This is a genomic window from Thermincola ferriacetica, from assembly GCF_001263415.1.
Lineage (GTDB): Bacteria > Bacillota > Thermincolia > Thermincolales > Thermincolaceae > Thermincola > Thermincola ferriacetica.
Genome location: NZ_LGTE01000003.1, coordinates 110,564 through 136,670 on the forward strand (window position 1 = coordinate 110,564; position 26,107 = coordinate 136,670).

Annotated in this window: 31 protein-coding genes and 2 riboswitches; of the genes, 2 read left to right on the plus strand and 29 right to left on the minus strand. The window is 44.4% G+C overall.

Annotated elements, in window-relative coordinates; genetic code table 11:
* Nucleotides 1-18: 18 nt before the first annotated feature.
* The 14 genes from Tfer_RS03500 to Tfer_RS03565 all read right to left on the minus strand — a co-directional run bounded on the left by Tfer_RS03500 (nucleotide 19) and on the right by Tfer_RS03565 (nucleotide 14,756).
* On the minus strand, nucleotides 19-753 hold the full coding sequence (locus tag Tfer_RS03500; RefSeq protein WP_052216904.1) for a M23 family metallopeptidase: 735 nt from the start codon (nucleotides 751-753) through the stop codon (nucleotides 19-21).
* Nucleotides 754-790: 37 nt separating this feature from the next.
* Nucleotides 791-2,659 carry an Ig-like domain-containing protein gene (locus Tfer_RS03505; protein ID WP_052216905.1) on the minus strand — a complete coding sequence of 623 codons (1,869 nt, stop codon included), beginning with the start codon at nucleotides 2,657-2,659 and terminating at the stop codon, nucleotides 791-793.
* A gap of 171 nt (nucleotides 2,660-2,830) precedes the next feature.
* Entirely contained in the window at nucleotides 2,831-4,465 is a 1,635-nt protein-coding gene (locus tag Tfer_RS03510) for a cytochrome c3 family protein (protein WP_052216906.1), read from the minus strand.
* Between the two features lie 112 nt (nucleotides 4,466-4,577).
* Nucleotides 4,578-5,519 carry a 6-bladed beta-propeller gene (locus Tfer_RS03515; RefSeq protein ID WP_083436771.1) on the minus strand — a complete coding sequence of 314 codons (942 nt, stop codon included), beginning with the start codon at nucleotides 5,517-5,519 and terminating at the stop codon, nucleotides 4,578-4,580.
* A gap of 78 nt (nucleotides 5,520-5,597) precedes the next feature.
* Nucleotides 5,598-6,272 carry a tetratricopeptide repeat protein gene (locus Tfer_RS03520; RefSeq protein ID WP_052216908.1) on the minus strand — a complete coding sequence of 225 codons (675 nt, stop codon included), beginning with the start codon at nucleotides 6,270-6,272 and terminating at the stop codon, nucleotides 5,598-5,600.
* 28 nt (nucleotides 6,273-6,300) lie between these two features.
* Nucleotides 6,301-7,479, minus strand: a complete 1,179-nt coding sequence (locus Tfer_RS03525; RefSeq protein ID WP_052216909.1) for a NapC/NirT family cytochrome c — start codon at nucleotides 7,477-7,479, stop codon at nucleotides 6,301-6,303.
* Between the two features lie 324 nt (nucleotides 7,480-7,803).
* Nucleotides 7,804-8,553 carry a LytR/AlgR family response regulator transcription factor gene (locus tag Tfer_RS03530; protein WP_052216910.1) on the minus strand — a complete coding sequence of 250 codons (750 nt, stop codon included), beginning with the start codon at nucleotides 8,551-8,553 and terminating at the stop codon, nucleotides 7,804-7,806.
* A 256-nt stretch (nucleotides 8,554-8,809) separates the two neighbouring features.
* A riboswitch (cyclic di-GMP riboswitch) is annotated at nucleotides 8,810-8,916 on the minus strand.
* A 249-nt stretch (nucleotides 8,917-9,165) separates the two neighbouring features.
* On the minus strand, nucleotides 9,166-10,452 hold the full coding sequence (locus Tfer_RS03535) for a homocysteine synthase (protein ID WP_052216911.1): 1,287 nt from the start codon (nucleotides 10,450-10,452) through the stop codon (nucleotides 9,166-9,168).
* A 44-nt stretch (nucleotides 10,453-10,496) separates the two neighbouring features.
* Nucleotides 10,497-11,414 (minus strand): homoserine O-acetyltransferase MetA, encoded by a 918-nt coding sequence (gene metA / locus Tfer_RS03540; protein ID WP_052216912.1) that lies wholly within the window; start codon nucleotides 11,412-11,414, stop codon nucleotides 10,497-10,499.
* Nucleotides 11,415-11,519: 105 nt separating this feature from the next.
* A riboswitch (SAM riboswitch) is annotated at nucleotides 11,520-11,631 on the minus strand.
* 444 nt (nucleotides 11,632-12,075) lie between these two features.
* Nucleotides 12,076-12,654 carry a hypothetical protein gene (locus tag Tfer_RS03545; protein ID WP_052216913.1) on the minus strand — a complete coding sequence of 193 codons (579 nt, stop codon included), beginning with the start codon at nucleotides 12,652-12,654 and terminating at the stop codon, nucleotides 12,076-12,078.
* A gap of 13 nt (nucleotides 12,655-12,667) precedes the next feature.
* Nucleotides 12,668-13,015 carry a hypothetical protein gene (locus Tfer_RS03550; protein WP_052216914.1) on the minus strand — a complete coding sequence of 116 codons (348 nt, stop codon included), beginning with the start codon at nucleotides 13,013-13,015 and terminating at the stop codon, nucleotides 12,668-12,670.
* A complete protein-coding gene (locus Tfer_RS16470; protein ID WP_052216915.1) occupies nucleotides 13,012-13,287 on the minus strand; it encodes a hypothetical protein in 276 nt (91 codons plus the stop codon). The genes Tfer_RS03550 and Tfer_RS16470 overlap by 4 nt, the downstream gene beginning before the upstream one ends.
* Before the next feature lie 26 nt (nucleotides 13,288-13,313).
* Nucleotides 13,314-13,775 (minus strand): cytochrome b/b6 domain-containing protein, encoded by a 462-nt coding sequence (locus Tfer_RS03560; protein ID WP_052216916.1) that lies wholly within the window; start codon nucleotides 13,773-13,775, stop codon nucleotides 13,314-13,316.
* 54 nt (nucleotides 13,776-13,829) lie between these two features.
* Nucleotides 13,830-14,756: a hypothetical protein gene (locus Tfer_RS03565; protein WP_052216917.1), complete on the minus strand. Its 927-nt coding sequence runs from the start codon at nucleotides 14,754-14,756 to the stop codon at nucleotides 13,830-13,832.
* A 155-nt stretch (nucleotides 14,757-14,911) separates the two neighbouring features.
* Between Tfer_RS03565 and Tfer_RS03570 the strand changes: the two genes are divergently transcribed.
* A complete protein-coding gene (locus tag Tfer_RS03570) occupies nucleotides 14,912-15,604 on the plus strand; it encodes a response regulator transcription factor (protein WP_052216918.1) in 693 nt (230 codons plus the stop codon).
* Entirely contained in the window at nucleotides 15,594-17,024 is a 1,431-nt protein-coding gene (locus Tfer_RS03575; protein ID WP_160315519.1) for a sensor histidine kinase, read from the plus strand. Before Tfer_RS03570 ends, Tfer_RS03575 begins: the two co-directional genes overlap by 11 nt.
* 153 nt (nucleotides 17,025-17,177) lie before the next feature.
* Here the strand turns inward: Tfer_RS03575 and Tfer_RS03580 are convergent, their stop codons facing one another.
* From Tfer_RS03580 to Tfer_RS03650, 15 genes are all read right to left on the minus strand, one after another.
* Entirely contained in the window at nucleotides 17,178-17,426 is a 249-nt protein-coding gene (locus Tfer_RS03580; protein ID WP_052216920.1) for a hypothetical protein, read from the minus strand.
* On the minus strand, nucleotides 17,410-17,916 hold the full coding sequence (locus tag Tfer_RS03585) for a zinc ribbon domain-containing protein (RefSeq protein ID WP_052216921.1): 507 nt from the start codon (nucleotides 17,914-17,916) through the stop codon (nucleotides 17,410-17,412). Before Tfer_RS03585 ends, Tfer_RS03580 begins: the two co-directional genes overlap by 17 nt.
* Before the next feature lie 211 nt (nucleotides 17,917-18,127).
* A complete protein-coding gene (locus Tfer_RS03590; protein WP_052216922.1) occupies nucleotides 18,128-18,649 on the minus strand; it encodes a hypothetical protein in 522 nt (173 codons plus the stop codon).
* A gap of 116 nt (nucleotides 18,650-18,765) precedes the next feature.
* A complete protein-coding gene (locus Tfer_RS03595) occupies nucleotides 18,766-19,203 on the minus strand; it encodes a hypothetical protein (RefSeq protein ID WP_052216923.1) in 438 nt (145 codons plus the stop codon).
* A gap of 25 nt (nucleotides 19,204-19,228) precedes the next feature.
* Complete coding sequence (locus Tfer_RS03600; RefSeq protein ID WP_052216924.1) at nucleotides 19,229-19,429, minus strand: hypothetical protein; 201 nt, start codon at nucleotides 19,427-19,429, stop codon at nucleotides 19,229-19,231.
* A gap of 451 nt (nucleotides 19,430-19,880) precedes the next feature.
* Nucleotides 19,881-20,348, minus strand: coding sequence for a zinc ribbon domain-containing protein (locus tag Tfer_RS03605; protein ID WP_052216925.1), 468 nt, complete (start codon nucleotides 20,346-20,348; stop codon nucleotides 19,881-19,883).
* Nucleotides 20,349-20,441: 93 nt separating this feature from the next.
* On the minus strand, nucleotides 20,442-20,861 hold the full coding sequence (locus Tfer_RS03610; RefSeq protein ID WP_052216926.1) for a hypothetical protein: 420 nt from the start codon (nucleotides 20,859-20,861) through the stop codon (nucleotides 20,442-20,444).
* A gap of 81 nt (nucleotides 20,862-20,942) precedes the next feature.
* On the minus strand, nucleotides 20,943-22,238 hold the full coding sequence (locus tag Tfer_RS03615; RefSeq protein ID WP_052216927.1) for a sensor histidine kinase: 1,296 nt from the start codon (nucleotides 22,236-22,238) through the stop codon (nucleotides 20,943-20,945).
* 2 nt (nucleotides 22,239-22,240) lie between these two features.
* On the minus strand, nucleotides 22,241-22,939 hold the full coding sequence (locus tag Tfer_RS03620; RefSeq protein ID WP_052216928.1) for a response regulator transcription factor: 699 nt from the start codon (nucleotides 22,937-22,939) through the stop codon (nucleotides 22,241-22,243).
* Nucleotides 22,940-23,174: 235 nt separating this feature from the next.
* Nucleotides 23,175-23,780, minus strand: a complete 606-nt coding sequence (locus Tfer_RS03625) for a class I SAM-dependent methyltransferase (RefSeq protein WP_052216929.1) — start codon at nucleotides 23,778-23,780, stop codon at nucleotides 23,175-23,177.
* Between the two features lie 99 nt (nucleotides 23,781-23,879).
* Nucleotides 23,880-24,416, minus strand: a complete 537-nt coding sequence (locus Tfer_RS03630) for a hypothetical protein (protein ID WP_052216930.1) — start codon at nucleotides 24,414-24,416, stop codon at nucleotides 23,880-23,882.
* A 24-nt stretch (nucleotides 24,417-24,440) separates the two neighbouring features.
* The gene (locus Tfer_RS03635) at nucleotides 24,441-24,914 is read right to left on the minus strand and encodes a hypothetical protein (RefSeq protein ID WP_052216931.1); all 474 of its coding nucleotides are present in this window, start codon (nucleotides 24,912-24,914) and stop codon (nucleotides 24,441-24,443) included.
* Nucleotides 24,915-25,058: 144 nt separating this feature from the next.
* A complete protein-coding gene (locus tag Tfer_RS03640) occupies nucleotides 25,059-25,304 on the minus strand; it encodes a DUF2933 domain-containing protein (protein ID WP_052216932.1) in 246 nt (81 codons plus the stop codon).
* Between the two features lie 187 nt (nucleotides 25,305-25,491).
* Nucleotides 25,492-25,860, minus strand: coding sequence for a copper chaperone CopZ (copZ, locus tag Tfer_RS17230; RefSeq protein WP_013121082.1), 369 nt, complete (start codon nucleotides 25,858-25,860; stop codon nucleotides 25,492-25,494).
* A gap of 23 nt (nucleotides 25,861-25,883) precedes the next feature.
* A complete protein-coding gene (locus Tfer_RS03650) occupies nucleotides 25,884-26,099 on the minus strand; it encodes a hypothetical protein (RefSeq protein WP_013121083.1) in 216 nt (71 codons plus the stop codon).
* Nucleotides 26,100-26,107: the final 8 nt, after the last annotated feature.

Genomic DNA, 26,107 nt, shown 5'->3' on the forward strand with positions numbered 1-26,107 from the left:
GCCCAAAGGTGCAACTTACTACCAACTTTTACCTTTCATAGTTGAATTAGATTGCAAGTCAACCAAAAGGAGGGCGGGGTCAACAAATGATTGAGCACTTTTAATAGCAAAATGAAGGTGGGGACCGGTGCTCCGGCCTGTATTTCCTGACCACCCTATCAGAGTCCCGGTGTTTACCGCGGTTCCATCTTTAATAGGTGCCCAATCACTTAGGTGGCCGTAATATGTAGTTAACCCGTTATTGTGAACGATGTATACATATTTGCCCAAACCTCCATCTCCCTGATCTCCCTTAAAAACTACACCGTTATATGAGGCTATAATCGGCGTCCCTATCGGAACAGCAATGTCTAATGCCCGATGCTTTTTACCTTCCCGGTCTTCATAAAAAGTAGAAGTGATCACGGGGTCTATTCCAGCCACCGGCCATAAAAACACAGAACGTTTTTTGCTAAAAGTCTGTTCAGATAGTCGCTGGTTTGAGATAAGTTCTGTTATTTGGCTTTCAATCTTGGGCTTATGACGATTCGTAAATTTTTTGATACGAGAACTAATTAACCCCTGCTGCAATCCGTGTGGTAGTTGCTCCATTGCAGTCGTAAGGTACCCTTCCCTAGATCGAAGTGCATCGTCCCTGGTTCTTTGGACCGTCCCCAAGCCGGTCATAACAACATCAAAATTTAAAATACCGGTAAAAGGCAGGAACAGAAATATGACCAGAATTGCAGATACTAATTTGTAATTTACTGGCATAAGCTATTCCTCTCCTGTCAAAGGCCAATTATTGAGTTTACTGCGGCCCGTGGGCAGCCGCCACAGGGGAACCGCCGTGGCAGGAACTGCAATACTGCGTATCGGTCGCAGCATGCCCGGGAATATCGTATACAAAACCGGCAACAATACCGTATAATTCAGTTTCATTGTTATGACAACTTGTACAGAATCGCCGTTCATTGGCAGGATCCCAGGTATCCCCTTGTGATAAAAACTGTCTACCCTTGTTATGGCCAAGTTTTTCCCGCAGCATTTTTAAGTTAGAGGAACCGTGCGTATTGTGGCAGTCGGAGCAGGCCAAATGGCCGTTCAGGTAACTGCCGTCCTCGGCCTTGATGGTATGCCGGGAAGGTTGTTTATAATAGGTTGCTATATCAGAAGCGTTAGAACCGTCATGACATCGCAGGCACAGGCTGTAATCCTCGGGAGTTCCTTTGCTTGTATGCCATTTTCGGTAATTGTACATAACGTACGTTACTCTGGGGTCATCTTTGATAGTAGAAAGATGACAGTTTTCACACAATGCTTCCTCGGTACTGTTCGGAAGATACGGATTAGTGGGGTCATTATGTTCGTAATAGTAATAATCCATTAATAAATCGGGGTTTTCTTCAGTCAGGGTCAGATGGGGGTTATGACAGCCTGCACAGGCACTTGGGCCGGCTGTCCCCTCTATGCTCATCCGAAAATTATGGTTGTTCGCCGCAGGCCAATTTTGGGGAAGCGGTGCGGCGGTACCATCATGGCAGGCGTTGCAATAGTCATCTATTATTGGGGCCTGAGCATCTATAGGCCGGCTTAGCTTAGGATCCTGAGCGCGATGCGGTCGGTGGCAGTTCACACATGTATTCACATTTAAAGTATAATTGCCATGTGGGTTCTCATATACCGTAGCGCCGGTAGTCTGGAATTCCCATACCCTGGGATACACGGGGTTTCCGGCAGCATCCTTTAACAGGGGGTTCACCGACACCCGGTACTTTGTATACGGCCTGAGAAGTGCATTAGGTTGAAAGATAATTTCATAATAGGGATCGCCGTATACCGTAGTATAAACAGCGCTGTAAACCGTACCGTACACTGTCTCCCCTGTCGTTCCTCCCACCTCAGCAAGGCTTATGGCTGTCCGCATGGTTTCGGCGTCCATTGGGTATTTCTCAACCAAATATACTCTTGCCAAAACATCCAAGGGCACCTGGGTCATATCTTCGGGAGGACTGAAATCGGGCAGAATTACCGGGCGGGTCGTATCCAGAATAAAAGAACAGTTTGGTGCAGTTGTCACGTTGCCTGCCTTATCTACCGCCGTGGCATATACCGTATGTTGGCCCTCGGGAAGGGTCTGGTCGAAATAAAACCAATTACCAAGCAGATCCGAACGCACCGTGGCCTGTTTACCGTAAACAAAAACCGTAACATCAGTTTCCGGTTCCGTCCTGCCTTCGATTAAAGGCAAATTAACGTAGGAACCGTTGACCGGTTTGGTAATAGTTAACTCTGGCGCCGTCACATCCACTTGAAAATTAACCCTATTGGAGATACCCACATTGCCACCCGAATCCGTCGCCGTGGCATAAAGGCTGTGGGTACCTTCCCCAACACTGACCGCATTGAAAGTCCAGTTGCCACTACTGTCCGGAACAGTGGACCCTTGCCATACATCATCTATATATACATCAACCGTAACGGTTGTTTCTGTCGAACCTAAAATACTCACGGAAGTAGTATTTAAAGCCTGTCCTTCAACAGGACTGGTAATATTAATCATAGGGGGTATTGCCGCAACAGCAAGTTGGTGAATGGGAAGCGGTACTGCTATTGTAACAAAGGCAAGGGCTGTTATGGTCAAAAGCACGATCGGCTTAAGATGCAGGTGGTATTTCATAAGCATCCCCCTTTTGGCAGTGTTGTTGACAAAATACCGGAAAAGAAATTATAATTAAAAGATAAAGAAATTATATAAGTAAGGGCTAAGGTATTATGGGGGGCATAATACCTTAGCCAAATCCGGTTATTTCCCTGTAGAGCTAACAAAGTTATTTTGTTAGCTATTTTTTTACCAGTTGTGCTCCAGGCTGGTGTCAATACCGGTTGAACCACCGTGGGGCACGCCTGCAGTATTCCAGAAGAAGTCATTGTTCTTGAGCTGTTCAGCCTTGGAGTCAGTATGGCACTTCCAGCAAACTGCCATATTGGTGTACCGCTTCAAAGCAGAAGACGGGTTCTTATCGAGGAGGTAAGCTTTGGCAGTTGCTTGGTCAGTCTTACCGGCAGCAACAAGGCGGTCTACTGTCCAGTCATTGGCATCCTTCATAACAGTTACGTCAGTACCGTGAGCGAAGTGGCACTTCAGACAGGTGTAACGGTCGTTGTTGGTGGTGTGCCGGAAGGCTGTAGTGTACATACCGGTACCGTTTACATAGTCTTTTCTGTTACCGGCAGATGCAGCCAGGTAGTCAACGTGGCAGGCGCCGCAGTACTTACCGATAGCGACACCGTATCCGGCTTCATCGTAAATATCGGGGTTGACCTTGGTGATGGCTACGCCGCCAAAATCCGCAATTTTCTGCATAGGCATATCAATAATGGTGCCGTCTTTTTGCTTGGCAGGACCACCGAGTTTAACAACGTAAACGCGGGAGATATCAGCCCTGACAGCCAGGTTAACATCACCTTTGGCATAGGACAGGCCGTATTCAACCTCAATACCCTTCTCATTCAGTTCTTTGTTATTGGCATCCCAGAATGCAGTATAGTGAGGAGCGCTATAATAGGGATAGCCGTATAACCATGGAGTTTTATCCATTACATAAGAATAGGTCTTATCAGCATTTTGAACCTTCTTCATCAGAACGATTATAGGAGTGCCTGTAGTTTCCTGGGTGACACCAACTGCATCAGCAGTTGTCCTGTAGACAACAAAATCAGGTGAAGTTGCAGAAGCTTGAGGAAGCGCATCATATACAGAATCAGAAACCTTCTGTCCACCGTTAGCTATAGAAACTGTGGCCATGCCGTTGGGGTTGTAATGTAATAGACGATCACTGTAGGAACCGTGCGGGCTGTGGCAGGAAGCGCAATCGAACTTGTCGCCCCATGCGCCGTTATTGGTTCCGGTCTTCATTAAGTTACCGCCGGGAGCAAGAGCATGCTCAATGTATCCTTCAGCCAGGTGTACGGAGGCGTTGCCATCCATAGTTCCGCCGAAAGTACCTGCTGTCGGCAGACTGCCATCGATATTCTTGGTGGCAAATACGTTGTAGAAACCTAAAGTACCGTCATGGCAAGCTGTACATGTATTGTATACACCCATCTTGAACAACAGGTCTTTGGATGCGCCAGTATGGGTCTGGTGGCAGCTTGCACAGGAGTTGGTGTTGTTTTGGTACTCACCGTGCGTCCTCTGGGTACGCGGACCGGTGAAATCATTCATCAACATATTTTTGGACTTAATAACGTTGTAAGGGTCCTGGGCATTAGTGGGATTTTCTAACTCCACGCCATTACCGGTAGCGTTGGCGTTACCAGGCCCCAGATCAATTTCGTCACCGTCTGTCAGCGGTGCCGTGTAACTGGGCGCCCCCATGGTATCCGGGGTACCGTTAAGTCCCGAATAAGCAGCGAAGGCGCTGGTTGCTGCACCGAAAACAAACATCCCGGTGAGCAAAACAGTAAACAGCTTTTTCTTCATTTTTTTCCCTCCTGATTGATTTTTTATATAACACCCCCAACCATCAATCAGATATGAGCAGCCTGCTTCCCCCCTTTCTCTTTTATTCTGGGGTTGGGAGGGTTACCCCCTCTTATTCGTAAACAGCTATCCGCTGGTTGACAGTATCCGTTATCAATACCTCATCATTTTCGGTGATGAACAGTCCATTAGGCAAGCTAAACTGATCATTAGCTGAACCATTGCCGCCGAAAGTGAATACCTGGTTGCCCTCTCTGTCAAAGCCATGGACAAAATGGGTCAAGTTGCTGACTACATAGACGATGCCACGGGAATCAATTCCTATGCCGCGGGGATTAACGAATTGTGAGGGCCCCTTACCGTCCGGGGAACCATTGATAATTCTTAAAAACTTTCCTTTTTTATCAAATACCTGTACCCGCTGGTTACCGGTATCGACCACGTAAATGTTGCCTTCTTTATCAGCGGTTACGGCATTAGGGGCCCGTAATTCCCCTTCTTTGATGCCCATTTTTCCGATTTCCAGCAGTTTTTTCCCCTCCATGTCAAAAACATAAACCTTCGACTTAGTAATATCGGTAACGTAAACTTTATTATCAATTATTCTTAAGCCGCCCGGGGTTTCAATAGTTTTCTCCGCAGGTTTTTTTTCCGCGAAATACTTTATAAACTTCCCTTTACTGTCATGCACCGAAATTCCACCATTATATAAATCCGCTACATAGACGTTGCCTTTATTATCCCCGGCTATTCCATAAGGAAACTGAAACTCGCCGGGGCCGTCCCCCTGTTTGCCAAATTTAAAGATGGGCGTACCACCGGTATCAAAAACCTGAACCCGGTGGTTGTTGGTGTCGGTCACATATATAAACTGGCCGATTACAGCAACATCCATGGGCTTCTTCAGGGCTTCTTCGCCAAACCCCCCGTATATCATCCGGCTGAATTTAGGCGGCCCGTTAGGATCTACTAAAGCGGGAATTGCTTCCACCTCTACCTGATTGTAAAATAGGTAGCCGTATATGGCAGACACCGCCAGAAAAGTAAGCAGCATAAGGCTATACACCTTAGACTTTTTAATAGTCCGTTTTACATTTGCCGCGTTTCCCATCTGATTCAACTCCATTCCTGTCTATTTTTGTACCCGCTTCAAAGCTTCGGCGGCCTCTTTATACAGGGGGTCGTAACTCAGAGCCTCTTTATATATACCGGCCGCAGTCTTTTTATCTCCTTTTGCTTCCGCGACCATACCAATTTCATAAATAATATTGGCGCTCCCCGGCGCAAGCTTGTTGGCTTTTTCCAAAGACTCGAGGGCCTCCTTGTACATACCCATTTTTCTGTACGTAATCCCTTTATTCAAGTAACCTTTATGGTCCCTGGGTGATATTTCCACACACTTTTGAAACTCATCTAAGGCATCGTCCAATTTGCCCTCGTCAAGGTAAACCAGCCCAAGATTGTAATGAGCGTTATAGTAATTTTTATCAATCTCCAAAACCTGGTTAAGTTCCTTAACAGCCTTTTCATTTTCACCCTTTAGATAATAGGTATAACCCAAGGCTACCCGGTTTTCCAGGTTTTTAGGCTCGGCCTGCACCTTCTTCTGTAAGTATTCCAACTGCTGTTGTACCCTTTGCATATCCAGGTCCGACCAGAAAAAGTACTTGCCGGCCGCATACCAGCCAACAACACTAACGACAAAGGTGAGTAAAACCAGGGTGACGGCCTGTAGTAGGGTGAAACCATCTTGTTTTTCCTTCCTCTCGATTTTATGCAAGCTGAGTTCTGAGTTGGTAACTGACATTTTTTCCCCTCCCTAATCAAAAATATAATTAATTGGCTCTCTTTTGTATCTTCCCGTGACACCTGCCACAGCTTTCCTGGCTGTGGCAGGTGTAGCATGATTCATCAACCTTCCCATTGGGCGGTAGTTCAAAGGGATGGTAAAATTTCTTGGACCGGTGTATGCTGGGATGACATTCATTGCAGGAAATATTAGCTACCGTATTGGGACCGCCCTGACCTTTGGGCCCCTGGGGCCCCTGGTTGTCATGGCATGTGTAGCACCTCTGTTTGTCTTTTTGGGCCATCTGCCCGTGTTTTTCAATAAACATAGCTTCATTGTGGCTGGGTGGCCTTTTCTGGTGACAGGCCTTGCACCAGGTATTTTCCCTGGAATAAGTAATCACGCTTAGGCTGTTGTTTTGGTTTTTATCACCACCTAAATACTGAAGATATTTTTCAGGCTCTTTTAATGTTTCGATTTTTTTCTCACTCATATAACTATGGCAGGAATCACAGTACCCCAGGTCCCCTGCTGCTATCTTGCCATGACCGCCATTTCTGAAATTCCCCTTTAAGTGGTCTGCCGGTTTCATACCGTTTTTGTGGCAGGCGTCACATGCTACGGTAACCTTCCGCAACTGATGGCAGCGCATGCATAAATCCATATCAGGCCGGACATATTCGGCATTATTTTTCATCAATGATTGGCCCAGTGTGGCATTCCACCTCTGGTAATCTCCTTCATAGGTAATTTTTCGCTTAGCAATGTTGCCATGGGTTATGCCCTGGTGGCATTTAGAGCAATTGACCTTTTGCTTTTTGTGTTTTCCATGTGGGATGATCAAGTCTTCTGAAGTTGTAACTATCCGGTTTTCCATATTGTGACAGCGTTCACAGGCCGCATCAGACATTGGGCCGAGTTTGATAATCGGCGCCACATAAGATTTGGTTGCCATTTTGAAGAAATGCTTGACCCCAGTAATGTTAGCTTTAATAAATGGCCCGGGGCCAGGGGGAATATGACAGGATATGCAGTTTACTTTCGCATGCGACGACGCCAGCCAGGTATAATACTCCGGTTTCATCATGTGGCAGGCGCCGCACATTTTCGAAGGTATGTTGGCCGTCCAGGCCCGAGACGCTATGGCTGCTGCCGTACCAAGTAAAAAAAGAAGGACTAGCAAGACCTTAATAAGCTTATGAAAGGTTTTTATGTTAAAGCCCATGATAGCCCCTCAACTTTTCGTAGATTTTGTATCGGCACATTACAATTAACGTAATGCTATTCATATTTTATTGCTGAAGATGTCCCTTTTGTACAAACTTTGATTTAAAATTCCCTATCTTTGTCCAAAAAGACATAACCTGAATAGCAGTTATTTTTCTTTATGAATTTAACCACATGTTCTGCACAATCTAACCTCTTTCTTATTGCACAATTTTAATTTATCTAAATGGCAATTTGTACAAACCTTGATTTAAAGTTCCTTCCAATTGTTTGAAAAGGTAAAAATATGTTTAAAAAAAACGTCCCTCAAAACAGAGGGACGTCAATCAATAAGATATTTTTCTTGAAACTCTTTCGCCTTATCAAGGGTCATCAAAACCGTTTCCTTTGTGCCCTTCAACCTGACCAGATAAGTCTTATGTCCCCAGGGCGATAGCTCCGTAACCTTATCGGCATTTATAATGTACCCCTTATGACACCGGAAAAAATTTTCCGTCTTTAGGCGGCGGTGGAGTTTTTCCAAAGATTCATTAGTCTTAAAAACTCCTGTAGAAGTATGGATTGCTGTCTTCCGGTCTTCCCTGGTAATAAAAATAATATCCTGGATGTCAATTATATTGCAACTATCCTGGGTCTGTATTTTTAACTTCATGTTTTTGTTACCCATCTGGGATGCCATGCGTTCGATTATTTTAAGGCGTTCTATTTCATCTTTCCAGGCCTTGACCCGGGCTATTGTCTGGTGAATACGTTCCACCTCGAAGGGTTTCATTATGTAATCACAGGCATAAACCTCAAATGCTTCAAGAGTATAACTGTCGTAACCCGTGGCAAAAACTATAAAGATGTTGGGGTTTACACTGAAAATTTCCCTGGCCGCCTGCGCCCCGTTCATTTCCGGCATATCCACATCAACAAATACAATATCAGGTTGCATGTCCTTGACCATTTCCACCAGTTGGCGCCCATTTTCTGCTTCTCCTATTACCGTGACCCCGGAAATACTGTTTAAAATCTTTTTCAAAACATTCCTTATATCCGGACCATCATCGGCAATGACAACTTTTAGCATACTCTCACCTTCCCGGAAGAAGCCCATGAAGGAAACAACCCTTTGTAACTGAATGTTTTGCATGCATCCACAAACAATAATCCAAATATTTTATAATAGAAACAAAAGTTTTTATCGAAACCTCATGGAAACTTTTGTTGATATCCGGAAATCATGCTTTGAAGTTATCCATAATTTTACCTCAAAGCATAACTCTCTAAAATATTAAAAAAATCTTTGTCGGAACTGCCAACAAAGAATGCTTAACCTACAAATATTTGGCAGCCCGGCGGTCATAGAGCATTGGACACAGATTACTGCCCGCTATTCTTCAGACCCGTAGCTTTGCGTCCTTGCCTTTCGACAAGTTTGCTTTTCACAAATATTCCCTTACTTTTATCGGATTTATCAACTTATTCCATTTATTCTATATCCTAAGCTTATTTCCTGCAAAAGCTAGGACAAAAGTTTCTATCGAAACCGCATGGAAACCCGTTGATATCCGGAAATCATGCTTTGAGAATATTCAACAATTCTACCTCAAAGCATAATTCCCTAAATATGAAAAATAGCCCATTATTTTTGTTAATAATGGGCTATTCCAGGCAGGCACAATTTCTCAAGAACCCTTCTTTACAGCTTTGCTAAGGCCTGGTCCAAATCCTCAATCAGGTCATCAACATTTTCCAACCCGACGGAAAGCCTGATGAAATCCGGCGTTACCCCGGCTGCCATCTGTTCTTCCGGCGTAAGCTGCTGATGGGTCGTGGAAGCCGGGTGTATTACCAGCGACTTAGCATCACCAATATTGGCCAGCAACGAATGTAACTGCAAATTATCAATAAAAGTTTTGCCTGCCTCCAGGCCGCCTTTGACGCCAAATCCGACGATGCCGCCGTATAATCCTTTCGTATGGTACTTCCGCGCCACTTCGTAGGACGGGTGTTCAGGTAGTCCCGGGTAATTCACCCAGGATACTTTGGGGTGACCTGCAAGGAATGTGGCTATCTCCATGGCATTCTGGCTGTGGCGCTCCATTCTCAAATGTAAAGTTTCCAGCCCCTGAAGAAGGAGAAAGGCATTAAATGGACTCAAGGCGGGTCCCATATCTCTGAGCAACTGCACCCGAACCTTCGTAATATACGCTAAATTGCCCAGTGCCTCCCAGAAATTCACGCCATGGTAACTGGGGTCTGGTTCGCTCAACTGGGGAAACTTTCCATTGCCCCAGTTGAATTTACCGCCATCTACAATAACCCCGCCAATGGAAGTTCCGTGACCCCCGATAAACTTGGTGGCAGAATGAACCACGATATCGGCCCCATGGGCAATGGGGTTAACCAGGTAAGGAGAAGGCATGGTATTGTCAATAACAAGAGGTATCCCGTGTTGATGAGCTATCTCAGCCACCGCCTCAATATCGAGGGTATCCAACTTTGGATTACCCAGGGTTTCCGCGTAAAGGGCCTTGGTCCGCGGGGATATAGCCTTGGCAAAGTTTTCTGGTTCCGTTGGATCAACGAAAATAACCTTTATTCCCAAGTTGGCAAAGGTATAATGCAGCAGTGTATATGTCCCACCGTAAAGGTTTGCTGAAGCAACAATCTCATCGCCGGCATGCGCCAGAGTTAAAAGGGCCAGGGAAATTGCCGATTGTCCTGAAGCAACCGCCAATGCACCAACTCCGCCTTCCAGGGCGGCAACTCTCTTTTCAAACACATCAGTAGTAGGATTCATGATCCGGGTATAAATATTGCCTGGTTCCTGCAAGCCAAAAAGGCGGGCCGCATGGTCGCTGTTGTTGAAAACATAGGAAGTGGTCTGATAAATGGGAACGGCCCTGGAATTTGTAGTGGGATCCGGCTGTTGCCCAGCATGCAGGGCCAGGGTTTCCGGTTTGTATTTTCTTGCTTTTTCCATTTTCCATTCCTCCTTCAAATTTGTTCATTGTTAACCTGATGGTGTCACTTGATAGCACTTAAATCGTATGGTGTCTCCTGATATACGTAATAATTTGACCAGTTGGAAAAGAGCAGGTTGGCATGGCCCCGCCAATTGACTACAGGCTCTAGCGAAGGGTCGTCATTGGGGAAATAGTTCCGGGGAATATTAACTTTGAGCCCTTTGCTGATATCCCGCTCATATTCGGCTTTCAAGGTCAGCGGATCATACTCGGCATGGCCGGTTATAAAAATCTGCCGCCCGTCTCTGGTTGCTATGATGTACATACCCGCGATGTCTGACTCTGCCAGCACTTCCAGCTCCGGGATTCTCTCCACATCCTCCCGGCGGTTTTCCGTATGGCGCGAATGGGGCACGTAAAAGATATCGTCAAACCCCCGCAATAACTTGACGTTCTTCTTGGTAACCACGTGCGAAAAAACGCCAAACATTTTTTCTTCCAGAGGGTATTTGGGAATACCGTAATGGTGGTAAAGACCCGCCTGGGCTGCCCAGCACAAGTGAATTGTCGAAGTAACATGATGTACCGACCAGTCCATTATTTCTTTCAGCTCTTCCCAATAGGCCACCTCTTCAAAAGGCATCTGTTCCACAGGAGCCCCGGTAATGATCATACCGTCAAATTTCTCGTCTTTTACCTGGGGAAAAGTTTTATAAAAAGCAATCAGATGCTCCTGGGGAGTATTCTGCGACGTATATGATTGGGGATGCAGAAACTCCACTTCAACCTGTAACGGGGAATTCCCCAATAACCGTAATATTTGGGTCTCTGTAACAATTTTCGTAGGCATGAGGTTAAGCAGTAAAATTTTCAATGGACGGATGTCCTGGTGAAATGCCCTGTCCTCATCCATGACAAAAATGTTTTCCTGGGTCAGGATTTCTTTCGCTGGTAAATCGTTTGGTATTTTGATCGGCATCTCAGTTTTAACCCCCTATTTTATTGTGTTTCGCCAAAATATTTAATAAACAAAAAACCTCTTCCGATAAGAAGAGGTCAAAATCAAACATTATACCTATCCCTCCTCTCATCTCTCAGGAATGATCCTGCAGGAATTGGCACATTTCCAAAGCTTTTACAGCTTTGGCTGTTGCCGGGTTTCATTGGGCCAGTCCCTCCACCTCTCTGGATAAGAGTCTCCCTGGTAAGGAGAATTGATTATTAACTTTGAATATATACTAACAGATGTAGGAGGCAAGGTCAATAAAAAAATTATTACAAAATTTCGGCAATATTCGGTAAAAACAAAAAAACCGCTCTGACGCGGCAAACCTGCAATGTACCTTAGGCTGTTAATTATTTTGTTCCGCAAAACAGTCATAAATCATGGCCCACGTGGCCACTACCAATACAACTGCAAAAGTAACAGCCAAACCAATCTGGAGAGCTACCATAAAACCACCTTCTTACTTTAAATCTACTTGTCGCCGCGAATGGTCGTTTTCAAACCGTTAACGGTCGTTTTTCGAAGTTGATTGGTTTTCCTAGGTTAATATTAGCAATATTTATTTAAAATTTCAAGGGCATCAACCAAATCCAGAATATTTTCACGAACACTAAAAGAGGCCTGTTGGCCTCTTTTACATCATATTCATACCGCCCATGCTTGCGAAATTGCCTCCCATATTGCCGGTGCCGCTCATGGAACCGGCACCGCCCATATTTGTTCCTACGCCCGTGCCGCCAGGCATACCCTGGGTGCTCATCTGCCGGTTCATATACATTTCAGTTATTCGGGCAAGCTGCTGCCGCATCTGCATCATGTTCACCTGAAGATTATAGATTTGAGCCTCCAGGCTCCCTGTTGCCAAACCGTTATTATAACCGGGCACCTGAGTTGCTACAGGTACAAAACCGGGCGCCTGATATGCCGGCACATTAACGGCGGCGCTGCCTCCATGGGCAGAATGGATATCCTGGCCACCGGAAAGGCTGTTCACAAATCCCAGGGCAAAAGAAGCGATAATGATACCTACAAAAGATGTAATAGCAAGCTTGATCCACTTATTCATTGATTTTCCTCCCTTTTTGTCAAGGTAATTTTCTACAGTATCCCAATATTTTCTGGCCAGGGTTACAGCTACTACCGCTGTCCCGGTAACCAAAACAAGAATTAGCAGCAAGACGTAAAAGTTACCCACAGATCCCAGTACACTCATTCTTTCACCTTTCCTATATCCATAGTACGACCAGCAATGCGGAAGCGCCCACCATAAGCGGTAGCATCAGCAATATGGCCGCTGAACTTCCCAAATCCAGGGAACTTATATAAAAGGGTAACGGGTGATGACCTGCGACTGTCTCAGCGTGGTGCGGCAGGTTGGCATTAAATAACCCGTCTAATATATTGCTTAAGCTAAACCCCCATACATGCTCATTTTTCATCATAAATCCCATTGACCCATTCATATCTTTGACAGTTTTCAAACCATAACTATCGCCACTGACAACAGCCATCATGGTAACAACAGAAAACACAATTACAAGAAGCCAAAATCCCGTTTTCCCCTTGACAGTCATTTTCTCTTCCTCCATATTTTCAAGAACAAACCTGCTTCAATACCCACAAATATCATTAATAACGATAACTGGCCCGATTGTCGGAATAAATAGCTAAAAACCTCAGAATTATCCATGGACGCACCCATAAGCGAATTATGCATTGCTGACATCATGCCTTCCATCCAGCGCATAACCTGCAATTCTGTAGGACCTGGCTTTAAAAGGGCTATTGCCACCGTTGCCGCAACAAAAACATAGAACGAACTTAGGGCCCAGTAGAGGAAACGCATGATTTTATTCCCGTTAACTTGTATTGCTATCGCCGACCACCCCCGAAAATGAGCACATGGGATTTGTCGTACAAGTGCCAAGTCATACCTATTATCATAGCAAAGGTCACTGTCTGGTGAACAACGGACGCTAGGGCTGTTACCCCGTGGTCGTCTTCGGTACAATGCCATAACAGCAGGCCTGAAATGATCAGAAGCCAGGCAGAAATAAAGGTAATCAGGGCAAAACCACTTTTCCCAATGACCAACCAGGGTTCCCGTTTCGAATCATTAAAAAGAATTCGCTTTAGTTCCAATAATATTTCTATAAATAACAGCCCCGTAAATAAAATCGCCACTGTACGGTGCAGGTAATCTGCCATTGCCAGGTTGTAATTGAGTGCCCAGCCGTATCTGGGCCCGAGAAGGGCCAGGCCGGTAATAAGCAGTATTCCAAAAACCGCTGCCCATATCCAATGTAGGATAAATTCTAACCTAAACCTGTCCATCGATTTCATCCTATTCTGAACCAAATACTGTTTCTTGGTTTGATTATTGTAAAATTAAAGGTTTGGCCGCGGAACATTCTCTGCAAATAAGCTCCCAATAAACCCTACCATAGAAACAATGGCAATAATAACTGAAACAATCAGTACCAGGCTGAAAATCAATTTAATGGTGTTGGCATTCAAAAAGCCGTTGCCCGGAACACTGTGGTTTTGATGTAAATTCGCCTGACTGCTACCAGGCTGGCCTGTCACGCCGCTTTGAGATTGATTGTCTGCCGTCTGTCCCTGGGCAATCCCCTGCTGGCCGTTACCTGAGCTGTAATAATTCTGGTTATAAGGGCTCTGATAAGGGTTTTGTGCAAGGTAAGGATTATACTGATTATAAGTCGGCGGTAAGTTTTGCCCGTACCCATAGGGAATACCCGTTACAGGCGGCAGTTGCTGGGTCTGGGTGTCCAGGTCTTTGGACATATTATCGATGAGATATTCCATGCCAGCTATATCCTGTCCAAGACTATAAAATTCCTCGTGTAATTCATTCATATTACCGGCGCCTGAAGAAGTCGTCCCGTTTGACTGGACCACTGTTTCCCCACCGCTGTTAGCAGCTATCTTCGCATTGGCTTTATCGATGGACTTGAGTCTCTCCTTCAACAGGTCTACGTAGAACCGGGGGTCTGTTTTCGGCACCTGAACGGGGACCTGTATTACAACAGGGCCCTGAGCCTCATTAGGGTTATTTTTTTCTATAGCTGAGCTACTTTTGTCTTTGCTGTCCGCGGATTCCGTATTGGCAGCATCTTTGTCATGGTTTTCTTTTGCAGGTTCGGAGCTCGTTTTTTGCTGTCCCGTGCCCACATTAACTGCCGTCGCTTTACCATGGTCCATGTTGCCCATTCGGACAAGATAAATCCCTCCTGCCGCTATAATAAAAACAAAGATTACTACCATTACTGTCAAAACTTTTTTCAGCGCCTCCACTATAGATCTCCTTTCCTTTTTGTTATTTTTACGTTCTACGGTAAATTCTAATACCAAGGCTATAAACGTTCCATAATCATGCACAATCTTCACAAAATCTTCACAAACGCTTTTTACTATAATTTTTGAATGCCATATTTTAGTGGAGGTATGCTATGAGGGTTTTAGTCGTTGAAGATGAGCCGGATATCCGGAGATTGTTAAGGGCTTACCTGGAAAAGGAAGGCTTTATTGTAGAGGAAACCAATAACGGCCAGAGGGCCTTGACCATGGTTGACCGGAATTCATATGACTTGATAATTCTGGATATTATGATACCGGAGATAGACGGATGGGCAGTCTGCCAAAGAATCAGAAAAAAGTCCAATATTCCGATCATAATGGTCACCGCAAGGGGGGCGGAACCTGATAAGATAATGGGCCTGGAATTAGGAGCGGACGATTATCTTGTGAAACCCTTCAGTCCTAAAGAGCTTATCGCCAGGATTAAAGCGTTGTTTCGCAGGATAAAGGCAAAAACTCCCCCTGCGGAAACAAATGACCGCATCAGCCTCGGGCAAATGTCCATTGACCCACAAAGCCGTGAAGTTAAGGTGAACGAGTGCCCCATACCGCTGACCCCGAAAGAGTTTTCGATACTGTATACACTGGCCAGACATCCCAATAAGGCTTTTACCAGAAATGAACTCCTTCTGGAGGTATGGGGTGACCAATTTAACGACACAAGGACTGTAGATGCTCATATTAAACAGCTCAGGGAAAAACTGCATAAAGCCGGGTTAAGCAAAGATGCAGTCAAAACTGTATGGGGCGTCGGCTACAAACTTGGGGATGTCAATGATGTTTAGAAGTATAGTTTTTAAGCTGTGGATTACTATATTTGCCCTTACCCTGGGCATTTTGCTGGTATTTTCGTTATTTTTATATAACCGTATCGAAGATATTTATTTTTCTAACCAGGTACAGCTTATGAACGAGCGCGCTTTGCAGTGGAAACAGGTCATGCTAAGCGACTTGCCGCCGGAAAAGATACAGGACGAAGCAGAATTTTGGGGGAAAGTGTCGCGCTACAAAATAACTGTATTTGATAAGCGGGGCATTGTTCAATATAGTTCCGATGTTAGGCATTCCCCCATTGGAATGAAATCCAGTTGGAAGCATTTTAAAGCCGGAATCGAAGGCAAGGAAACATATTACACCGGCTACAGCCCGGAATTTAATACGAAAATGACGGCTACCTTCATGCCTTTTGAAAAAAATGGTGAGAAGTACCTTATTATGGTACATGCTCCCACTGATGATCTACTGGAAATAATTAAGGCAACAAGGCGGACAGGGCTGGAAGTACTAATTTTGTTCTTTATTCTCAGTGGAATACTGGCCTGGCATTTTTCTTTCTTGATAGCGCGCCCTATTATTAACATAAAAAAAGTTGCCATGAACATGGCAAAGGGCGATTTCTCCACCCTGGTAGAAAACCGCCGGAAAGATGAACTCGGTGAACTCGCCCAAACCATTAACACATTAAGCGTGCAGTTGAAAAAAACCCTTGATTATTTGTCACGTTCCAATGCTGAACTCAACTCGCTCCTTAAAAAATGGAAGGAATTTGTAGCAGACGTTTCTCACGAACTTCGCACCCCCCTTTTTTTAATTCAGGGCTATTCCGAAGCCATTATCGAAAAGGTGGTCGACGACGAAAAAACAAGAGAAGAGTACTTGAAGGTAATAAACAAGGAAAGTCTCCGCCTCCAAAAGCTGGTTAACGACCTGTTGGCCGTCGAGGGAGGGCTTCCTCTCAAAAAAACCCCTGTTTCCCTGTATAATCTTGTGGCGGAAACCATTGCTCCTTTTGAAATAAAAGCTAAAGATAAAAAAATAACAATTATAATTGATGACTGCCTGGATGAAATCGGACCTGTACTGGTAGATGCCGATAGGTTTGGAGAAGTAATTTACAACCTGATAGATAACGCCATCAGGCATACTCCGGAAGGCGGGCTAATATCTATCGCCGGCGCCGCCGAGGGAAATGACCGGGTTAGAATAACTTTCTCCAATACAGGGCAGGGAATTCCCGCCGAACACCTGCCATATCTTTTTGAGCGTTTTTACCGAGTAGATAAGGCCCGCAGCCGGGCCGAAGGCGGCACGGGCCTTGGTCTGGCCATAGTTAAAAGAATTGTAGAACAGCACAATGGGAAAATACGGGCGGAAAGCAAAGAAGGCAAAGGGGCTACTTTCATCATTACCCTGCCCCGAACCTAACGCCCTCCAATAAAATAAGGCCTAATGAATTAAACCCTGTCAGGCCGTTGCAAAGAAATTTCAGTAAATCAGGGGAGGTTAAATGTATTCAGAACCTCCCCCGTATGCTACAACTATTTTAATCCGCTGGGCCTGATGAATTAAGCCCTGTTTTTATCTCATCCCGTACATACCCATTCCACTGCGCATACCCATTCCCATACCGGGCACATTAATTTCCATGTATCCAGGGCCCATTTTGTAATCCATCCAGTAATGACCTTCTTCCGCCGGCCCCAACGTGTTCCATGTGCCTGTGCCACCCATATACATGTGGTTAGACGGGGTAATTATGCCTAAAAGAAAGGTACCGATGAGAATCCCCAAAAATGCATATAAGGCTATCTTAAACCACTGATTCATTTTTTTCACCCTTCCTCTTATTGTTTATTTCTGTGCCGCACGCAGGGCAGCATTTCCAACCTGGCTGAAGGCTATTGCCACACTGGTTGCAAGTGCTGCTCAGGACAGCCCTGCAATTTGGGCAAAACTTATACTCAGGAGCCACTTTGGACCCACATTCCGGGCAGGCTGCTGTTCCGGCAGCCGATGGTACCAGGTTTCCTAAAAACTGCAGGTTAATGTTCTTCTCTTCCACAAAATATTTTTTTGCAAACATAACTATACCGGCGATTAAGCTGATAACAAAGACAAGCCATAGCAGCTTTACTGCCAGTGTAAACAGGGATGCCAATAAACCGTTCAGCTCAAGGCCTGTGCCCCGGCCATACATGCCGTAGCCCATTCCAGAACCGCTGCCAGTCAGTAAATTAAAGATTAACAGTACTCCCAGCAATACCAAACTCAAAACGCCTATGTTTTTTAATGTTTCCTGACTGTTATTTTGTGACATATTTTTTCACTCCTTTGTTGTTTGTTATTGTGGAGGAATCCCACCAATCGGCTCTAATTTGACCTGCACATCACCTCTTTGTTTTCCGGTTCGCTTTTATTGTACAAATTATTTATGAAGATATTATGAAGTTTTTCAAGAACAAATAAATGGCTGTCGGGACATATGACCCGGCAGCCATTTTGCATTATTTGTGCAGCTATTACATTATTTATGCTGTTTGCGGTTCGGTTGAAGGCTGTGGAACAACTTTAGATTGGCCACACTTGGGGCAGCAGGTCCATTCGTTTTTCAGGACGGTACCGCATTTAGTGCAGGCTGTATTGGATCCCCCGGCAAATAAAGCACCGTTCAGCACATATTTTTTGATCAGCACTGCAGCGCCAACTACCAAGCCTACCAGCAGTAATATCACAAATACGTCCACAGCCAGAGTTAGCAAAGTACTTAACAAGGAATTCAAATCCAGATTGCCTAGACCCAGCAATCCACTGGAATGTGTGGCTGCGTCGTGCATTTGCGCTGCAGCATTGGGGTCTATCATTCCAGGCATTCCGGCGTGGTTGACCATGCCGTCAACAGGAGCAGGAGTTGCCATTCCCGGCATGTTACTCATGTTGTTTGCCCCCCAACTGATGTTCATGGACCCCGAGCCCATGGTTACCATGTCATTCATAGGCATGTTGTCCATCGCCATTTCAGCGGACCGTCCCATCTCACTCATCATCATCATGACCAATTCCTCCTTAATTTAAATTTTCACTTGGTTCGAAATTAATTATAATAGTATCTTGTGAAGATTTTATGGAGTTTGCAAAAATTACTACGCTATGTCGTATTTCAGTCAGGTTACATCATGGGCATCCTATTCATTTCATTCATGTCATTCATGTTACTTGGACCGGACATGTTCATATTCTCTCTTTGGGACATTTGATTCATAAGAAAATTCATCTGGTACCGCATCTGATTCATCTGCTGATTAATCATATTGATCCGGTTCTGCATTTCCAGTGGGTAATGGGCATTATTTGCGTGCCCGATACCCCAAAACGGACCAGGAAATTGATTGGGAATAAACCCCTGGTAGCCATCATGCTGAAACTGTCCAGTAAAATTACCGGTGGGTTGGTTGGCGCCACCCTGTATCTGGCCTTGTAAATAGGTTGTATGATTTGTTCCGGAATGGGTGTTCTGCCCGTCAAAAGCCTGGACAAAATACAACCCTCCAAGGCTAATAACTATTCCAGCAAAAGCTACCACTGCCAACTTAAACCACTTGTTCATTGCCTTCCCCCCTTTCCTTTAATCATTAAAAAAATTTCAAATCCTTTACCCAAGCGAAAATGCCCAATACCAGCCCTACAATCATGGTCAAATATAAGACTTTTACCGCCAGGACCAATAAACCGGCCAAGGTCAGGGACCCTCCGCCGAAAAGTAGGGCGTAAACAAGATTTAAGGCGATAATTCCTATAAAAGAGTTTAAAGCCAACCTTAACCACTTATTCACCGCTTATTTCACCTCCTTCATTTATCTGATTTGATTATAGCCCTGACTTATGTAGATTTTATGGATAATTGCGAAAAAGCCGCCCGTCTTTTTTGGGCAGCCTTTCTGGAAGCAGTAACCTATAAAATCAGGTGATGAATAAAGTAGCCCAATACTCCGACAATGGCTAAACCGACAATAACAATCAGGGCTATCATTGTAGATTTGCTCATTATTGCTCACCTCATTTCCCTGAATAGTAAAAATTTGGCCGCTAAACCTTTTTAAGGCCCAAGCCGGCATGTTTAAATATTACAGCTTCAATTGTAGAAATCTTAAATGGCCATTTCAATAAATGGGCCCGAACTTCACAAAATCTACACATTTATAAACTACAATCATGGCAGTTGATACGTTCTGCAAAAAACTAAGGAGGAACCAAATGATTCCTCCTTAGTTTTTTTGCTGAATATTAATTGTTACTTCTCCCGGTCCCGCACCAAGGACAGCTTTTCCAGCCAACCTGAAGGTCTTTCCCACATCGTGCACAAACATCTTTAAGGCTCGCTTTACAATTAGGGCAAAACTTGAATTCAGCGGTCAGGCGCGTACCACAGCAGGGGCAGGTGTATCCTTGTTCATCACTCGGCCCTGTAAATGCCAAGCCTATTTTTTTACCGTCAACAAGATACTTTTTAGTCACCATCACAATACCCACCACCAGACTAATAATAAAAGTGAGCCACAGCAACTTGACAACAAATACGAGGGATCCGGTTACCAAACTATTGATATCAAGGCTCTGCCCGTAATATATTCCTAAACCGAAGAAAAGCCTCTGCCTAAGAAAAAGACTATAAAGAATAATTGAAATTACTGCCGTCAGGAAAATGATTAATAACATTTTCACCAAATTATCCCGGTTATCTCCACGTGTCATTTTCTTCACCCCTTATTCCCGAATTGGAATTTCAAGCTAAATAACAACTGCTTCCCTTCCGCAGGCAAAATTACATTGCCAATCATGCTGCAGTTATTTGTTGCTTACCATAGGCGCCTTCAATTCCGTACCACAACTTGGGCAGTATTTAAACTGTTTTTTTACAAATGCACCACACCGGCATTTCACCTGTGGGGCAAGGTTTCTAATCAGGTCTTCCCGGTTAATATTCATTCCGGGAAGATATTGTCTCCCCATAACTATAACAGTCGCTATCAAGCTTATCAAAAATACCAACCAGAAAATCTTTCCTGCCAGAAAAAAGATATCAGAAATAAATCCCGTGGTCTTTACCCCATAATTCATTCCATTATTTATCCCTTCCTGCATCTCATAACCAAAGCCGGCAGGTCCTCCTAACAGAGCGTTATATAACAGAGCAAAAATAATTACTGATAAACATAAAATGCCGATAAACCTAACCTTGCTGTCAAAGTTTTGATTTTGAGCCACTTTTATTCTCCCCTCCCAGTTTACAATTCTTTTGTGTAGATTCTGTGAAGATTTTTTATTTATTACCGGGCATCAAATCTATCAGCCCCTTGGCAAAATCACGGTTATTTCGGTACCCAATCCTTCCTGGCTCACCACATCAATCGAGCCGCGGTGCGCCTCGACAATGGATTTGGCTATAGTTAATCCAATTCCGTATCCTCCCGTTGACCTAGCTCTGGAAGCATCACTCCTGTAAAACCTGTTAAAAACGTGGTTTATATCTTTTGTCGGTATACCAATTCCGCTATCATTAATGACCATATAAACATGCTCCCTGTCACCTTTCAGGTCAATTAAAACTTTACCACCCCGATTAGTATATTTTATACTGTTAGAAAGCAGGTTTATAATAACCTGGCTTATTTTATCTTTATCAGCATAAATATCCTGCTCTTCACCTGAGATTGTCAATGCTATGCCTTTAGTTTTCAACTGACCCTGAAAATTTAATGTTATGCTGTTTATCAGTTCTTTCAGGCCGAAATTGGTTTTTTCAAGGACTATATTCTCATCTTCGATCTTGGATAGTTTTTCCAGGTCCCCAACCAACCTTATCAACCTCAGTATTTCTTCGTGACAGGAAACAAATCGTTCAGCAGTCGGCTCCCATACGCCTTCAATGAGGGCCTCCAGGTGGGCCTGCAAAGTTGTGAGCGGGGTTCTCAACTCATGGGCCAAATCGGAGGTCATTCTTTTCTTCAGTTCTTCTCTCTTGAAAGTAATATCCCTTAATGCGTTTAATTCATTAAAAAGAGATTGCACCTCATAATACCTGGGCTTACTTTCAAAGCTATATGACGAACCCTTCACCAGGCTTGATGCGTAATCTCTGGCTTTATCCAGGTCAGCCTTTAACAAACCGGCGGTAGCTACACCTGTAGCGGAAGAAAAACCTACAGCAAAAATAATAAACATAAGGGTAAGGCGTAAAAAAGCCGAGAAAAACTTCGGCGTATTACGCCCCGCGAAATAAGGGACGAAATAGGTAAGTACCGCCTTTCCTTTACCCTCTGGCAACAAAATTTCCTGTTTTTCCAGGCGCCCGCCGAATTCAAGCCGAAGAATCAAGATGTTTTCATTAAGCTTCCGTTCCTTTGTATTTCCTTCTGCATCGATGAGAGCCAGGCCCACGTTGTTTAATTGGGCTACCCTGAAAGCCTCTACAGGCGATTTTTCCACTAAAGCCAGTATTTGACTGTTAATTTGGTTTTGGGTCTTTGTCATGTATTCCAGGTTCCTGCCTATAAAAAAATAGGTGCCCAGAAAATAGAGAAGCGATAGAAGTATGATGTTGAAGTTATATGAAACTGCAAGCTGCCAGGTTAGTTTTTTCAACTTCAGTCGCCTCCAAATTTATACCCTATTCCGTGGACAGTCAAAATATATAACGGGTTTTTGGGGTCAGCCTCAATTTTGTGCCTAAGATTTTTTATATGAGTATCTATTGACCTGTCATTCCCTTCGTAGTTCCAACCATAAACAGCCTGAATAAGTTCCTCCCTGGTAAAGACTTTTTTCATGTTTTTTGCCAGGGTCTGCAATAACCTGAATTCCACAGCTGTCAGATTTACAGGAGCGCCTCTGACAAGCACTTCGCGGCTGACACAATTTATTTCCAGTTCCCCCTGTCTGAAGCTGATGATATCGGCTACAACCTGGGCACTATCGGCATATCGCCTTAGAACAGCCCTTACCCGTCCCATCAGAGCCCTGGGGCTGAAAGGTTTCGTCACGTAGTCATCGGCCCCCAGGTCCAGGCATTGAACCGTATCCTCTTCACCTACCCGTGCCGTAAGCATAATAATAGGAACTTTGGATTTTTTCCTTATCATCTTACAAAGTTCTTTCCCATCAATGTCCGGAAGCATTATATCTAAAATTACCAGATCCGGCTTAACGTTTTCAAACAACTTCAGGGCCCTGTCACCGTTTTGGGCCACATAAGCCCTGTAGCCGTCGGCCTCGAGGAAGGACTTGACTACTTCGAGGATTTTTGTTTCATCGTCAACTACCAGGACTGTATGCTTCTTTTCCACTCTGATCCCCCCGTACTATGGTTCGTAATAAGTATAAAAAGTTCCCTATAATGGTTCAACGATTTAACCGGAACTTCACAAAATCTACACAATTCCGTTCTGTCCTGCTAAGAAAGGAAAATAATAAGAGACAGGTCCAGATACCTGTCTCTTCCAACTGATGGATTTTCCAATTTGGTTCCCCGAAAACTGTATTTACAACGGGGCTTCTGCTGCATAGCCCATTGAGCGCCGATTATTTATTGGGCTTAGCCACTATTAATTTTAATATTTCCATGCCCACCGTTTCTACTGTCTCCACATGTAATCCAGCCTTTTTCATGTTTTCCACGGTTTCCCTGTTGATATTTGATCCTATCACTCTGACCACCAAAGGGTTAAGGATATCCATTAATATACCCAAAACCTGGTTTGCGCTCCTGACATGTTCCAGGAACACCATTTGCCCGTCAGGTTTACATACCCTGTTTAGCTCCCGGAACCCTTTGATGGGATCCGGCACAGTACAGAAAACACAGGTACCAATTACCGTATCAAAGGTATTGTCGGGGAAATCCAGGTTCTGCACATCCATTTCATAAAGAGTAACATTAGCCAAACCTTTGGCCCGCTGCCTAGCTTTTTTTAACATGCCCGGGCTGAAGTCGATGCCTGTCACCTCGCAGGCGGGAGAATAAAATTTCAGGTTTTTGCCCGTGCCCACACCTACTTCCAGTACCTTACCGTAGGCCAATTCAATAACCTTTTTCCTTATTTCATCGTTAATCAGCCAGTCCATACAGTCATAAAAGATGGAGGTTCGATCGTACCTTCGCCTGATGATTTCGGTAGTTGCCGCCACGTGAAAACACCTCCGCAAACAGAACTTAAAATATATTTACCCATCGGCACAACAATTAATGCAAAAGAACAGTGGCTCGACCGGTCGGTTTACCCAGGTTTACAGCGGTAAAGACCAAGTGAACTTTCTTTCCGAAACGCCCTGCAGCTCTTTGAGGTTTAATTCAATAACTGTGTTCGACTTCAAAACCGGAGTTCCTTGTGCGTTTTTCGGTGAAAAGATGAGCAGCCCTACCGGGTGATGACCTTCATCTGCCGTTAATTTCCAACCGGCCGGTTTTATTACTTTCCCATTCACCAACAACTCAGCTTTTTCAGCAATGGGATACTCCCTCAAATCTCCCATATGAGTAGTCATGGCTATTTCAAATAAAATACTTTTTTGCAAATCATAATTACCCGGTAGTTTCATTCCTGTTAACCGGATGTACTCCGGTGTTAATAATACCGCTGTAACCTGTACCCCACCCTGTCCTTCATCGTAGCGAACATACTTCTGTTCAAGACTTGTACCCGCAGCACCGGTCCCACCGGCACTTGAAGCAGAAGCTTCTTTTCTTTGTGACAAACCATATCCTATCATTGCCATGCCGGCAATAATGATGAGCACCAAAACCACTATTAACTTCTTTGTCATAACCATACCCCTTCCGAATAGTCATTATTTCTCAACAAGGATACCGGGCCATAGACGGTTTTTAACAATCAACCGCAACATCAGCCCAATCCCTATCAGGTTAATAACAATTCCGACTCCCATAACAGGGTACCGGTACCGTTCAAAAAATAAGGTCACGCCTGAAAGTCCTATGAGAGGTAACACGTCCCCCAAATGGTGCAAACAGCAGGCCAGCATAGAAACTGTTGAAGTTCCCGTACCGGAGGCAGTGATAGCCGCCAGTTTTCTACTTTTTATAAGTTTTTGCACCCTTTTAACATAACTATAAAGGCCTACCTGCGTCCCGAAACCGCCGGCAATTGCCATAACAAACCAGAAATCTCCTGTGAAAAGGTCAACTGCATGGTCCCAGGACTGAATAAAGCCAACCAGTGAAAAATAAAACGATACCAGCAAAAGGGCAGCAACTATACCAATGGCAGTCGATTTATAAACAATTTTTGACCTGTCCGTCACTTGGGCATCATCCTCTAAAATAGTTTTTCAACGGATTAAACTTAAAAAAATAAAAGGGCAGTTTAAAGTCATACCCAGGACCCAATCTATTTTAAGGCCCACTGGATTAAAGTGGGTTCCAATAGGAGGGGGTAGTATTATTTCTTATCCGGCCTTATTCAAACCCTTCTTTTCCCCTTGTTCGTGGTCGCATGACTGACCATGATTCATTCCACGCATCATTAAGAAATGCATCAGCGGGCATAACAGGGCCATGGCCAGAAATAAAAAGGATTCACCGTTTACCTTTTCAGGCAGAGTTCCGCCGGTAAAATAGAAAAATACAGCAATCATAGGAATAATACAGGCAAGCATAAGCAGGTTGTGCCAGTTAAATCGATTCTTTCTCACACCAATTCTCCCCTCTGTCCCTTATGAGCGAAAACGCCACTCAACGTAGTACTACTTTTTGTAGTAATTTGATTGTACAATAAACTCCGATTAATTTCAACCCCCACTTTGAAAAATGTTTAAAAGAGGCCATGAAAGCCAAACCTTGTATAAACAGAATGCCTGGCGTCCATGGCCTTTGTTATCTTCACAGTACCTGGTAGCCCTGATCCGTAATGGCTTTCTTCAGATCTGCCTCGTTAACCTTGTCTGCTTGGAAAGAAACAGTAACTTTTTTTCCATTCAGGTCAACATCTACGCTGTTAACTCCTTCTATGGCCGAAAGAGCTTTTTCAACTGATGCCTTGCAGTGACCGCAAGTCATTCCTTCTACATTAAGGGTTACAGTTTTTACATTTCCGCCTCCGCAACAATGGGACATGTTATCACCTCCTCTCCCTTTATGCCCGCTGTGACCATGACCGTGGCCGCCGCAGCATCCACCGCGCCGCATCATAAAAAACATAACCGCTATGAATAACAGCCAAGGCCCGTAGTTACTGAAAAATTCGTTCATGTTCCGTCTCCCCCATACTTTCTCTACTTATTGTACTTTTTCTTAATCCATGGAATAATTGCAGGCATCAAGATAATCATGGACAGGATAAATACCCATACAGCCCCGCCGTATCGGGCTACAGCGTCATATTTTCCTCCCCCCGTGGCCAGATAAAAGGCCAGGGCCAGGCCCAGGGAAATTCCTGTATACCAGACAGCGCTTATGGTAGCAATCTTTTTCTCGTTAGTGTTCCCCATAGTCTTCC